Genomic DNA, 11,539 nt, shown 5'->3' on the forward strand with positions numbered 1-11,539 from the left:
AAAGACGTAAGTAAATAAATATGTGTGGGTTACGTGGGTTATTGGGTTATCTTCGCTTGCTAAGTATTTTTTATTCCATACATTCAATAAGTTAACTTTTAATCAACACAGAAAAGTAACCCACTCAGCCCCTCAAATAACCCACTCAAGCGTTTTTCAGGTGGGTTACGATTTTCACAGTGGGTTATTTTGCCCTGTTAGTGGGTTATAAATAGCCTTTTGTGGGTTACGAGTGGGTTATAGCATTCCTTTAAAATCAGCACGTTAAATAACTTTTCTATCACGTAACCCACATAACCCACCTCTATAAGCCTCACCTGTATAAAAAATTACTCATCATCAGGAGAGAACATCAGCACATAAAACACATGCTGCTTACCTCCCATCTTGCGGAGTGCTTTTTTCTTGTGCCGCCCCTTATCCCCGGTCTCAAGCATCCCGGCACTGGCTAAAGCTCTGGCAAATTGCGTATGGTTAAAGCCACTCGCTATTTCCCGCTCAAATGCAGCAGGAAAGGTGTAAAATTTGTAAACCTCATCCCCGGATGGGTTTCCAGTCCGGTAGCCTGCCAGCTCTTTGATCGGCAAATCCCGTGCATCGGTTTCAGGGTAGGGAAGGTAACGACTGAAACCATAGGCATTAAGAAACGCCTCACACTGCTCGATGATCTGCTGGTGTTCCTTGTTACCCGTCCCGAACTCTTTCACCCAGGCGTTAAAGCTATGCTGGATGGCATCACGGCTGGCCTGTTCACTCCATCCGGTGATCGGCACACCAGCTACCAGCGCCGCTTCAAGGATTGCAAAGCGTTCGGCCACGCGGTGTACCTGCTCACCATAATCGGCCGGAATAAGACCACGCCAGCGCGTCTGCGCGTCACGTACCGCCTGTTTTGCCTCCTGCTGGTGAGCCGCCAGCCATTTAACCCACTCACGCCCCGCCGCCCCGTGGTTATCAATCCAGGATTCTTTCAGTGCGTCAGCATGAGCCTTGCCGTTCGGGAGACCGTTAAAGACCGTCGATTTCTCCATAGGGATGTTCAACAAGCGTACCAGTTGCCCTGCCTTAACTTTTAGCCCACCAGCAGCAAGGAAGGTTTCAATGTCCATTTCCCCGGTACTGATCGCCACAGTGCGCCAGCGTTTCAGTTCCCGATTACCGCCCTCCTTGGCCCCCTGTAACTTTCCGGCACCGTTAAACAGAGTGTAAGCAGACGTGGCAACATCTTTGGCACTGCTGCCTTGCCCCACCTCATCAAGCGGTAACAGACTGTCGTTATGTGCTTCCGCTTCGTTGGCTATGCCAAGCGCAGTCCCATACCAGGTAAGCCGCAGGGCATCCGGTTCCCCCCACAGGCTGCTCGCAATATTGGCCGTGGTAGTCTTACCAGCACTCGATTGTTCGAACAAATGGACACCGAAACCATCAGCCCCCACCAGCCCGATAAGCGGGGCAGATAATGCAGCCGCCACGCCCAACATCATTGAAGGGTTTCCTCCGGCCAGACGTGCGACGGAATCCCGCCAACTGGCGGTTGTACCAGCAATGGCATACCCGAAAGATGCCGCACTGCGACCATTAAAGAGAATAGGCATCTCTGGATCGCCAATCACTTCACCATCGGGCATGATGTATGCACCATGATGCCAGCCCGTAGTATGGGTAATAATCCATTCCCGATCAGCACCACTTTGCTGCAACCAGTCAGCCAAGATTGCCCGAAAGGTACTTTTGGTGGTGACATTCACCCCGCCAGCCTTGAGGGAGCGCCAGCCGTCACGCTCTCCAATATCAGCACAGGGGATCGCTCTGGTAATATCTTCGTGGCCACGCGGCGAACGCCAGCGCAAAACAAGATAACGCTCTGCACCATCACTACCAGAACCCACGACCTCAAGGGGCGAACACAACCACGTTTCGTTATTGATGATCTCGCCGCTGTCCTTGTCCACCTTTGGCGTGATCCAGTACAAGCCATCGTTACGGCTCTCTACACGGGGTTTCAGTTCATCACCTGGTTCGGGCTTCGGTTCCCGTTTCTTCACAGGAAGATTTATCACAATACTTTCCCCACGCTCTGCCTCTTCCCTGAGCCGTGGAAGTATGTCCGTCCAGTTCTCCTTTGGCTGGGGTTCAAACATGCTGTTAAACAGGCTGGCTTCTTTCACATCTGATAGCGCCAGTTTCGTTGCAATAGTGCTTATCTGAGTTTCGGACAGATCACCAGCGCGGATCACACGAACGTAATGACGGCCTCTATCAACAATGTTGAGTCTTTCCAGCTCCGCCAACTGCGATTTACCCAGATATACGGGTGGTATATCATCACCCGCCCTTTTCCCTTCACTCTCGATCCAGTGCTGAGCATGTGAATAGGCATCTTCACCCGCAAAGATAATCGCCTCGGTAAATTTATCTTTCGGCAGAAATTTAATATTCGGGGCATTTTTCATCTTCATCATTGCAACTTTCCCACCATCTGGAACTTGCCGATCAACGGGTGGAACCAGTATTTACTGCCGTATTTACGTTTGGCGCCCTTAATAACGATCAGAGCCGCTTTACGGAATTTCTCTTCATGCACGATGTAGCCATTGCCCTGCTTCACAATCATTACGCCACTGTTACGCGCCAGTTCCTCCGCCTTACTGGTGGATAACCCCATTTCAGCCGCCAGCGTCGTTAGCGGAGCCATACCATCCGGTACGTTGCCTTTTTGCTGCATCGCTGCAAGGGCAAGCTCCAGCGCTTCTACGCGCTTCACCAATCCGTTAAACGTTACTTGGCTGATCATGTTTGGCCCCTTCCATAAAAACAAATTCGGCAAGAAAGCGGTTATCGGGATAAACACACTCCGCTGAATAACCATCACGCACAAACGTTACACGGTTAAAAGCATTCGTCCTGACAGTGACGCATTGGCCGTTTTTGCCCTGATAGCGATCATTTGGTTGAGGCTGGCGCATTGCGTACCTCCATAGCTTTATCAAGATGATTAATGGCACCAGCCACCAGCGACAGAACGGCGGCAACAAGGTTAGCGTCCTCTTCGTCCCGTTCCTCACTCGGTAAGGCGTCAAGCCACATTGAAAGCACCGCTCTGGCCTGCTTGTTCATTGCATTGGCATGTTCAACGCACGTAACGACTTCAAGATGTTGTCTGTTCATGACTGAATCCCCGCATCTACTTCCTCAAAGCACGTAATGGCGTAAATACCATCAACCCACAAATAAACCTCACGGCGTTGTTGTTCGTCAGTGATTTGGGGAATGACCTCAGTCAGTAGGTGCCGTAATCCCACCTGAGCGCGTAACAGACGATTACGCGATATGTTTTCCGGCGTAGCGGGTACTGGCGCACAATTTGAGCTAATCAGGGCGTTAACACGCCGCTGATCGTCGTAGTAAGCATCCAGATTGATTTCGTTCGCCTTTACTGGAGAAAAGTCACGGATAAACGCATCCCGCTGGTAGTGATGCCTGGCTTGTGGGTATTGCTCATAGGAGAACACGACGCGATCAACTGTTTGCTCCCGGATAACCACCGACACTTCACTATTGTTCTCGATGAAACGAGCGCCCACAGAAATTAGCTCACGCATGGTGCACCTCCGTAGAAACAGAAGGTGTTGGCTTAAAGTGGCTTTCAATCACCTGTAGGTTGTCTTCCACCAGCATCACCATTACAGATACCTGGCTCATGGCGCTGCGCATTCTGGCGTTAACAGGGTCGCGTATCCATTCCAGATCGCGTCTGGTGTCGTACTGCTTACACCATGCCACTGCGATGAATTCCTGGTGTTTAGCCAGTTCATCAAAGTACGTGCGTAACGTGGTAAGCGCCTCTTCTGGCGTCTTTTCAGGGGAAAGTAATTTCCCGCTGACAACATGCGGAGCGATAGGGTTAACCATGTGTCACCTCCACCAGCTCAGCTTCTGCCCTTTCCAGTATTTCAGCGACGGCTTCAAGTGCGTTTTCTACAGCGGGATTGTTAATGTCTTGGGACGCTATCAGCGTAATAATGGCCTTAGCGTGAACAATCTGAGTGTGCGCTTCATCAGCATGATTGATGTGTTTCTTAAGCATGACCAACCTCCCCTTGAACCGTGGTTTCCGATGTATGGACGGCTTGGTGAAGGCTATTCAGCCGTTCCGCTAACACGAAAGTTAAAATCTCTTTAGCTTCGGGGTTGCTCAGTTCAACAATGGCGTAGACCAGCGCACGGCACTGATCGATAACCTCTTCCAATTCCAACTGTGTGTTATCAAACATGGCGCACCTCCTGCGTTTCGGTTTCAACAACACAGATAGGCATGGCGATTTCCACCATACCCGCCAATGGAAGGCGTGCAGCAAAAGAGAGGATGAAGTGAGGGGCCAGAATGCGGCGGGCTTCACATTCAGTTTCAGCATCAACGGACAGGCGGCAAGGCTTGGCCTTCTTGTCGTGGCGATTAAGAGCAAGAAAGCGCCATGTAAATTTAGGGTGAGTTTGGGTACACTTCGGCATAGCCATAGCGTTAGTCTCCATAACGTTTGTGGTTAGAGGCCCGGTTAGTGTTAGCGCACTGCCGGGCTTCGTTGTTTTGCTCACTAACTCAAGCAAGGTGAACACCACCAATATATTAGCAGGTGAACACCACGTCAATACTTGATTTGAGTTTTTTATCAGGCATACTGAACACCACCAAATGTACGGAGATTCAGTAATGGCAACGGGTAGAAGGAATAACAAATCACTGCAAGTCTCAGTCAGGCTCCCACTGGAAGACTTGGAATTAATCGAAAGCGTCAAAGAATCCGACGAGAGTACAGCAGGTTTTCTCATTGCCGCCGCCAAGGGTGAGATCAAACGCCGCCAGCGTAGACAGAGCAAACAACCAGCCAATGGGGATACTGAGTAATGCCTAAGAATCGCTTTACCAGAGAACAAGCTATCGACCAAATGAATGTCGAACTCTCTCCCTTCGTAGTCAACGCAGATAAGGCATGTGACACCGATCCAATAAGTTATCAAATCTTCGTTTCTGCCGATGACGATAGGTATATCGAGCACGGTGAATTCGGATATAAAGACTATTCGAAACCAGATGTATTCTTGCCACGGCTTAGAAAAATCAAAGAATTTTTGCTCTCTTGAAAACTCAGATGCTTGCTTTACAAGCAAAGCGCAAAATTGCGCTGGTACTGAATGGTCATTTCGCCCATTGACCTGATCGATCAGCGTGTTATCCTGAATATGCTTTAATTTTGTGCAGTGACATGGGCGGCCCGGCATGGCCGCTTTTGTTTTATTTAGCATCAGATACCTCCAGCAGGCGTTTAGCCAGCCAGCGCTGAGCCAGTTCAGTTAATTTCGCCTTGCGGGTAATCGTCGGAGTATCCAAATCCAACAACGCACAATCACGATTTCCCAAATAAGCCAATAACGCCAGTTGGTCAGCGTTCATGTGGTCACGCACCTGCTTAATTGCGATACCCTTCTGTTTCGCCCAGGTTCGCGGGTGTAAGCCCAGCACAAGGTCATTCAGGAACAAACTTTCATTGCTGTAGGCAAAGCCGTGCTGCTTGTCTCCTGTGCGCTCGATGTAGCCTTTCATCGCATCGGCCATGCTTTTGTGGTCTTCACAGGCTGCTACGCGATTCTTTCGCCAGTTCAGCAGGGCAGATTGGTGTTCCTCTGGCGCTACACGGCGTAAACGTTCTTCACAGTCGATGAAATACTGACGGGCCAACTTTCCCTGATCGTTACGTTCGACCATCGAAAGCTCTTTCGCCATATTCAGGCTGAGAATGTAATCGTGTTCGATGCGCTGGCGAGATTTTGAGCTCGCCCGTTTTGGCGAGGTCAAATTCTCAACAATTACATAATCAACCCCTTCAACAAATCCGTATTGCTTGATTCGGCCTTTAATCCAGTTAGTGAAGTCACGCCCAACTTTTAAAAACTCATGAAGTTTTCGCCCACGAACTGACTGAATTTCTTTACCGTTAATACTGCCATCAGTAACAGGAAGCAGTTCCGAAAAATTAATAGATTCCTGATTTTCAGCGTAACTAATCTCCTGACCGGTTACGGCCATATTTTTAGTTTTCATACATCACCTCACAATGTTTGTGTTTGACGTACAGAAACCAAGTAAGCATCCAAATCTGATTTGTGATAGATAACTTTTTTCTTACCTACCTTGTAGAACGGGATACACTCACGACCAGAACAAGCCCAGTTAGCTAAAGTCTGAGGACTGACACCGATATATTCGGCAGCTTCTTTGCGGGTAAGGCGGGATTTGACTATTTGCATTGGTATCACCATGTATTACGGGTTAACGATGGTGATAAATATGAATTGATAGATAGCTATCAGATAGACGATGAGCTCGTTATTATATGATTAAAACGCGCTCTTATGGTATAAAAGCGCGCTATTAGGTAATAACTAAATTAAAAGGAGGAGAAGGCCTAACCTTTTCATGTTGTCCTAACTCATTATCCTTTATCCACTTTTGTAAACTTTGTCGACTAACTTCCTCATTGAAATGTGAATGCAACTTTTCTACCATCCCGTTTTTGCTTGCATTCGGATATTTTCCCCATGTATCCCGCATGATTTTTATAGCGTCATCATAATGACGATGTCGTGGCCCCTGAGCATTGGAACGATTTTTTTCTGAAATTCGATTATTAGTCTCATCGTTAACCACTGCACCCAACACAACTGGTTCAATTCCTCTATATAAATCATACCGTGCCGTCGCTTTCCTTAATGCAAATGCGGAATTTTCCAGACCCAATACTTCAAGCATGGCAATAGCAACCATTAACGCTTTTACGTCATCAGTAGGAATATCCGTCATTAATTTATCGTAATTATCGTCGTTTCCCCTTACGTATTTTATTTTCTCTTCATCAGAAGTAAATTGCTCTACTTTATAGAACCATTTGTTAGTTGCTGCATTAGTTGCTCTTGAATCCAGATCCAAAATTATTTGTTTTCTTTGTTCTTCTGTTAGGTTGGTCATTATTTTGAAATCATCCCATATCTATTTGTCAATTCAAAAATTAGTTGGCGTTTTTCTTCGTCACTTAATGGAACCAGCGCCATCATTAAATTCGCGTCTATTCCTTTTTTACGTTCCACCAGCCCTGCATGCTCTAAAATGGCATGTTCTATTTTCTTCGCGGGCTCTTGCAATTCATCGGCCCCAAAATGCAAATATCCTTGTGTTACGTCAGCGCTACGCATGGTGCGATGATTCATGAGCCGCTTAAGAATATATGAGCCAACACCCGCCAGCTCTGCCACTGTGCCAAAGGTTCTACGGGCATCGTGGCACCTGAATTCGATAGCCGGTAGGTTATCCAGATTCGGTTCTGGCACCGTTGCCGCTACAATACGAGCAATCACCCTGCGCGGTTCCTGAATTACCCCACCACTTCGCCCAGGAAAAACCTGTATATCTTTTTCTCCCTTTGTTCTGAGACGACGCCGAAATATTTTTAGCAAGGTTTCGGTTATGGGCAACTCCAAAGGGTCGCCGTTCTTAGTGGTATCAATCCAAAAATAACGACCTCCCATATTTACCCTGTCCCAGGTAAGCCCAAAAACCTCAGAGCGACGTAGCCCAGTAAATAAGGCCGTGTCTATCGCATCACACATAGCCACAGCAACATCATCCCTTGTTTCTTCTGCCCTAACTCTGACAAGATCAACAGCTTTTAACCACCGCCCCAAATCGTGAGTACGGATGCGATCTGTTTTTCTCGTCGTTCCGTGCCACTGGCGTTTAGTGCTCAGTACCATCGTAGGCGGATCGGGAAGCAACGTTTTCCCTTCTTCATCCCGGTAATGGTCATACGAAAAACGGTAGACAGCGCGTAATGCTCGCGCCCATAAATCAGCTTGTGCGGTACTTCCAGAACCAACACCAGAACGTAGAGTGCTTTTGTCCACTCCAAACCACACCGAGCCTTCAGTAATTGCCTTATGGCGGTTCTCCACCCTGTCACGGCTGATATTCGCCATCGGTTGTTTCATCCAATCGCCAGAGAAATTATTGAGGATTGCCCGGTACTGATGCTCAGTCGCTTTTTTAAGTCGGTGCCCCCGATTCTGTACATAAGTATTAAGAGCGTCTTCTAATGTCACTGAACTCTTGGCTTTTACTCGCTTTATATCGTTTGGATTTCTGCCGCTGGTCGCCACCTCGCCAAGCAGCTCTAACGCTTTTGCTCTGGCACTATCGATAGATAAATCAGGGAAGCGTCCCAACGTAGCCCGAATGAACTTGCCCTCGCGTTTACGCGCTATGCAAAAGCTCTTCACGCCCGTAGCACCAACACGCAATATCAACCCATTCACTACGGTATCCCTGAACTCAAGCCGTGCACCGTCTGGGCTAGGAGCTAATGCAGATATTCCTGCTTTCGTAAATTTGAAGGATTTCATTAAAAATGCATCCCAAAGGTATCCCTAAACGTCGTTTGGTAAAACTCATTCGCTCTGGGATACTTATGGGATACCTCAGAGCGGTATTAATAAGTATTTCTGGGTATTTATACAGTGTCAATGGATTTATTAATTTGTTGAAATATAACAATAAGTATTTACAGGTAGGTTTTATTAGAAGCACTCATAATCGCTTGGTCGCTGGTTCAAGTCCAGCAGGGGCCACCAAATTCAAGGAGCTGCGTTAATAGCGCAGCTCCTTTATTTTTTGTGCAACCCCATTGTTGGCACTAGACCTTCCCCACCCGATAAGTTCCACACTTGTTACATCGGCTTCTTTCTGATGCGCTGCTAATGCTTTATTTTTTAGAGTAATACTCTATATAAATAGTATGATATTGCATAAATACCCATTCATTAACCAACAAAACAAGTAAATCTTTAACCTGCTTATTGTGCAGCATGGTGATGCTTGCCGCCGCCCACAGTGCACCGGGCAGCAGGATATCGGCATAGCGGTTAGTCTCGGTATCGAGAAACGCATCTTGTGTGATAACCAGCTCAGCCGCTCGCAGCTCCGCGATCACATTCTTGCGGTTGGAAACCGTAGCCACCGGATTCGTACAGATGATCCAACACGCTTTGATCTTACCCACCATCATGTCTTCAAACATAGCGACGGTGCCGCTTTGCGGATATCCACCTCTGCCAGCCCGTGATCTCCGCCATTTTCTCTGGGTGGTAGTCTTCAAGAAATTCAGGTATCGCCTCCCCCCTTCAGCGAACTCGGCGATACCGGCTTAATAGAGATGTCGTAAACTGAGAGACCGGAGTTACATAACCAGACAGGAGCATTGCCGCAGGAATTCAGGATTGTATAGTGTTCTAACAAGACGTTACCGCCAATGGCGGGCGAGACTTGGGCAGAGGTGAGTAGTGATACTCTTTTCTGCCCAAGTTTTTTTTGCCTGTTATCCGGTAGTTCCCTGTGCGGAACCAGCGTCCGGCGCAGCGTAATGATGTAGAAAACGATAAGGAGAAATACTATGAAAACATTCCCCGGCGGATTTTTATGGGGCGGTTCAGTTGCAGCAAACCAGGTCGAAGGCGCATGGAATGAAGACGGTAAAGGTGTATCCACCTCCGATCTTTAGCTAGAGGGCATGCATGGTCCGGTGACGGAGCGCGATGAGAGCACGAGCTGCATCAAAGATCGGGCAATCAATTTTTATCATCAATACCCGCAGGATATTCAGCTGTTTGCCGAAATGGGGTTCAAGGTGCTGCGCACCTCCATCGCCTGGACACGCATTTATCCCGAAGGCGACGAAGCAGAGCCTTGCGAAGCCGGTTTGGCCTTCTACGATCGCCTGTTCGATGAAATGGCAAAGCATCAGATTCAGCCACTGATTACGCTGTCGCACTATGAAATGCCGTACGGCCTGGTGAAAAAGCTAGGAGACTGGGGCAACCGTGCCGTCATCGACCATTTTGAGAAGTATGCACGTACCGTTTTCAGCCGCTACAAAGACAAAGTGAAGCACTGGCTGACCTTCAATGAAATCAACATGGCGCTGCACTCACCCTTTACGGGCATCGGGCTGAGCGGCGAACCTACGAAGCAAGAGATTTATCAGGCTATCCACCACCAGTTGGTTGCCAGCGCACGTGCGGTAAAAGCCTGCCACGACATCATCCCCGATGCCAAAATTGGCAATATGCTGCTGGGCGCGGTGCGCTACCCCATGACCTGCCACCCGAAAGATGTGCTGGAAGCGCAGAGCAAGAACCGTGAATGGCTGTTCTTCGGTGATGTCCAGGTGCGCGGCACCTATCCGGCCTAGATTCGGCGCTATTTCCGGGAAAATGGCGTCGAGCTCACCATTACCACACAGGACAAAGACGACCTGAGCCACACCGTAGACTTTGTCTCGTTCAGCTATTACATGAGCGGCTGTGCGACCTTCGAACCGGAAAAATATCAATCTTCACGCGGCAATATCATCCGCCTGATTCCTAACCCACACCTTGGAGCCTCCGAATGGGGCTGGCAGATCGACCCCGAAGGCCTGCGCTTCCTGCTGAACGAACTGTATGACCGCTATCAGAAGCCACTGTTTATTGTGGAGAATGGCCTGGGTGCACGCGACGTAGTAGAAGAGGACGGCAGCACTCACGACAGCTATCGCATTGATTACCTGCGTCGCCATCTGATTCAGGTGCGTGAAGCCATTGACGATGGCGTTGGTTAGACGGGAGCACGTTTTTCCCCTGCCGATCCTTCAGCTCTTCATACAGCTTTTTGCGCAGCGCGATTTTGACATTCACGATCTTCTCATCGGTAGCATCGACCAAGTTGTGCTTCTCTTCCCGATCGTTCTGCATGTCGTAGAGTTCTTCTTTATCCCATACGCCGTAATATTGGATGTATTTGTATTCCGGCGTCCGGATCGCAAACGTGGTTGGCGTCTGCGGGAAGCTGTATTGCCAGAAGTATTCATAGACGAAGTAGTGTTTACGCTTCGGCACGGTATAGCCATCCAACCCCAGACGCCAGAAGCTCTGCCCGTCATAATGCTGTGGTGCGGCAATACCTGCGGCTTCCAGAATGGTTGGCGCTACGTCGATGTTTCTGACGATGTCTTCTACCACTTTGTCTTTGGCGAAACCCGGCCCAGAGGCAATCAGCGGCACGCGGATCGACTCTTCATAGGCATTACGCTTATCGATCAGCCCGTGTTCACCGAACATAAAACCGTTATCCCCCATCACCATGATAATGGTGTTCTTATCCAGCCCCTGTTTTTGCAGCCAGTCGCGCCCGCGTCCTACGCTGTCATCCACCGAGCACAGCGTTTCATAGTAGTCACGCTGGTACTGCTGAAGAGCCATATCCGTGTTATAGGGGTAATCCACGCCGTGCCAGCTGTTGCGCTGGTTCTTCACGCACATCGGCTTGCCGGCGAAGCCGCCGCTGCGGCCTATACACCCGCTGCTTACATACAGGCCAGCGTAATCGCGACCAGAAGTCTGTTTTTTTCATCGTTCTTCCTTTTATGCCATCCCTTCCCAGAGCACTCGAAGAGTA

General features: G+C 48.8%; 14 protein-coding genes, 1 tRNA gene and 2 pseudogenes. 2 read left to right on the forward strand and 15 right to left on the reverse strand.

The features are described from left to right. Positions 1-329: 329 nt before the first annotated feature. From AACH44_RS17255 to AACH44_RS17325, 13 genes are all read right to left on the reverse strand, one after another. Entirely contained in the window at positions 330-2,459 is a 2,130-nt protein-coding gene (locus AACH44_RS17255; RefSeq protein WP_338659622.1) for a DUF927 domain-containing protein, read from the reverse strand. Next, on the reverse strand, positions 2,459-2,794 hold the full coding sequence (locus AACH44_RS17260; protein WP_338659346.1) for a hypothetical protein: 336 nt from the start codon (positions 2,792-2,794) through the stop codon (positions 2,459-2,461). Before AACH44_RS17260 ends, AACH44_RS17255 begins: the two co-directional genes overlap by 1 nt. Continuing rightward, positions 2,772-2,966, reverse strand: a complete 195-nt coding sequence (locus AACH44_RS17265; protein ID WP_205538213.1) for a DUF4222 domain-containing protein — start codon at positions 2,964-2,966, stop codon at positions 2,772-2,774. The genes AACH44_RS17260 and AACH44_RS17265 overlap by 23 nt, the downstream gene beginning before the upstream one ends. After that, on the reverse strand, positions 2,944-3,168 hold the full coding sequence (locus AACH44_RS17270) for a hypothetical protein (RefSeq protein ID WP_151243189.1): 225 nt from the start codon (positions 3,166-3,168) through the stop codon (positions 2,944-2,946). The genes AACH44_RS17265 and AACH44_RS17270 overlap by 23 nt, the downstream gene beginning before the upstream one ends. Next, the gene (locus AACH44_RS17275) at positions 3,165-3,602 is read right to left on the reverse strand and encodes a hypothetical protein (RefSeq protein WP_338659347.1); all 438 of its coding nucleotides are present in this window, start codon (positions 3,600-3,602) and stop codon (positions 3,165-3,167) included. The genes AACH44_RS17270 and AACH44_RS17275 overlap by 4 nt, the downstream gene beginning before the upstream one ends. Further along, positions 3,595-3,912 carry a hypothetical protein gene (locus tag AACH44_RS17280; RefSeq protein ID WP_338659348.1) on the reverse strand — a complete coding sequence of 106 codons (318 nt, stop codon included), beginning with the start codon at positions 3,910-3,912 and terminating at the stop codon, positions 3,595-3,597. Before AACH44_RS17280 ends, AACH44_RS17275 begins: the two co-directional genes overlap by 8 nt. Further along, positions 3,905-4,087, reverse strand: coding sequence for a hypothetical protein (locus AACH44_RS17285; RefSeq protein WP_120358150.1), 183 nt, complete (start codon positions 4,085-4,087; stop codon positions 3,905-3,907). The genes AACH44_RS17280 and AACH44_RS17285 overlap by 8 nt, the downstream gene beginning before the upstream one ends. Beyond that, complete coding sequence (locus AACH44_RS17290) at positions 4,080-4,274, reverse strand: hypothetical protein (protein ID WP_338659349.1); 195 nt, start codon at positions 4,272-4,274, stop codon at positions 4,080-4,082. The genes AACH44_RS17285 and AACH44_RS17290 overlap by 8 nt, the downstream gene beginning before the upstream one ends. Next, on the reverse strand, positions 4,267-5,304 hold the full coding sequence (locus AACH44_RS21275) for a host cell division inhibitor Icd-like protein (RefSeq protein WP_425606601.1): 1,038 nt from the start codon (positions 5,302-5,304) through the stop codon (positions 4,267-4,269). The genes AACH44_RS17290 and AACH44_RS21275 overlap by 8 nt, the downstream gene beginning before the upstream one ends. Then, on the reverse strand, positions 5,294-6,100 hold the full coding sequence (locus tag AACH44_RS17310) for an antA/AntB antirepressor family protein (RefSeq protein ID WP_338659351.1): 807 nt from the start codon (positions 6,098-6,100) through the stop codon (positions 5,294-5,296). The genes AACH44_RS21275 and AACH44_RS17310 overlap by 11 nt, the downstream gene beginning before the upstream one ends. 8 nt (positions 6,101-6,108) lie before the next feature. Next, complete coding sequence (locus tag AACH44_RS17315) at positions 6,109-6,306, reverse strand: helix-turn-helix domain-containing protein (RefSeq protein WP_338659352.1); 198 nt, start codon at positions 6,304-6,306, stop codon at positions 6,109-6,111. Between the two features lie 124 nt (positions 6,307-6,430). After that, positions 6,431-7,024, reverse strand: a complete 594-nt coding sequence (locus AACH44_RS17320; protein WP_338659353.1) for a hypothetical protein — start codon at positions 7,022-7,024, stop codon at positions 6,431-6,433. Then, entirely contained in the window at positions 7,024-8,451 is a 1,428-nt protein-coding gene (locus tag AACH44_RS17325; RefSeq protein ID WP_338659354.1) for a site-specific integrase, read from the reverse strand. The genes AACH44_RS17320 and AACH44_RS17325 overlap by 1 nt, the downstream gene beginning before the upstream one ends. A 158-nt stretch (positions 8,452-8,609) precedes the next feature. Here AACH44_RS17325 and AACH44_RS17330 point away from each other — a divergent pair. Further along, a tRNA-OTHER gene (locus AACH44_RS17330) sits at positions 8,610-8,679 on the forward strand. A 131-nt stretch (positions 8,680-8,810) separates the two neighbouring features. On the opposite strand, the gene AACH44_RS17335 is transcribed toward AACH44_RS17330, so the two are convergent. Continuing rightward, on the reverse strand, positions 8,811-9,125 hold the full coding sequence (locus AACH44_RS17335; protein ID WP_425606602.1) for a molybdopterin-dependent oxidoreductase: 315 nt from the start codon (positions 9,123-9,125) through the stop codon (positions 8,811-8,813). A 372-nt stretch (positions 9,126-9,497) separates the two neighbouring features. Here AACH44_RS17335 and AACH44_RS17340 point away from each other — a divergent pair. Continuing rightward, positions 9,498-10,703: pseudogene (locus AACH44_RS17340) on the forward strand (glycoside hydrolase family 1 protein). 97 nt (positions 10,704-10,800) lie between these two features. Here AACH44_RS17340 and AACH44_RS17345 read toward each other — a convergent pair. Next, positions 10,801-11,403, reverse strand: a pseudogene (locus AACH44_RS17345) (sulfatase/phosphatase domain-containing protein); the annotation flags it as partial. Positions 11,404-11,539: the final 136 nt, after the last annotated feature.

Source organism: Pectobacterium araliae (assembly GCF_037076465.1).
Taxonomy (GTDB): domain Bacteria; phylum Pseudomonadota; class Gammaproteobacteria; order Enterobacterales; family Enterobacteriaceae; genus Pectobacterium; species Pectobacterium araliae.

Bases quoted from the DNA above. Each gene is read 5' to 3' on its own strand.
- AACH44_RS17325 (WP_338659354.1), bottom strand. From the start codon at position 8,451: ATGAAATCCTTCAAATTTACGAAAGCAGGAATATCTGCATTAGCTCCT.
- AACH44_RS21275 (WP_425606601.1), bottom strand. From the start codon at position 5,304: ATGCTAAATAAAACAAAAGCGGCCATGCCGGGCCGCCCATGTCACTGC.
- AACH44_RS17270 (WP_151243189.1), bottom strand. From the start codon at position 3,168: ATGAACAGACAACATCTTGAAGTCGTTACGTGCGTTGAACATGCCAAT.
- AACH44_RS17275 (WP_338659347.1), bottom strand. From the start codon at position 3,602: ATGCGTGAGCTAATTTCTGTGGGCGCTCGTTTCATCGAGAACAATAGT.
- AACH44_RS17320 (WP_338659353.1), bottom strand. From the start codon at position 7,024: ATGACCAACCTAACAGAAGAACAAAGAAAACAAATAATTTTGGATCTG.
- AACH44_RS17285 (WP_120358150.1), bottom strand. From the start codon at position 4,087: ATGCTTAAGAAACACATCAATCATGCTGATGAAGCGCACACTCAGATT.
- AACH44_RS17260 (WP_338659346.1), bottom strand. From the start codon at position 2,794: ATGATCAGCCAAGTAACGTTTAACGGATTGGTGAAGCGCGTAGAAGCG.
- AACH44_RS17290 (WP_338659349.1), bottom strand. From the start codon at position 4,274: ATGTTTGATAACACACAGTTGGAATTGGAAGAGGTTATCGATCAGTGC.
- AACH44_RS17280 (WP_338659348.1), bottom strand. From the start codon at position 3,912: ATGGTTAACCCTATCGCTCCGCATGTTGTCAGCGGGAAATTACTTTCC.
- AACH44_RS17255 (WP_338659622.1), bottom strand. From the start codon at position 2,459: ATGAAGATGAAAAATGCCCCGAATATTAAATTTCTGCCGAAAGATAAA.
- AACH44_RS17335 (WP_425606602.1), bottom strand. From the start codon at position 9,125: ATGTTTGAAGACATGATGGTGGGTAAGATCAAAGCGTGTTGGATCATC.
- AACH44_RS17265 (WP_205538213.1), bottom strand. From the start codon at position 2,966: ATGCGCCAGCCTCAACCAAATGATCGCTATCAGGGCAAAAACGGCCAA.
- AACH44_RS17315 (WP_338659352.1), bottom strand. From the start codon at position 6,306: ATGCAAATAGTCAAATCCCGCCTTACCCGCAAAGAAGCTGCCGAATAT.
- AACH44_RS17310 (WP_338659351.1), bottom strand. From the start codon at position 6,100: ATGAAAACTAAAAATATGGCCGTAACCGGTCAGGAGATTAGTTACGCT.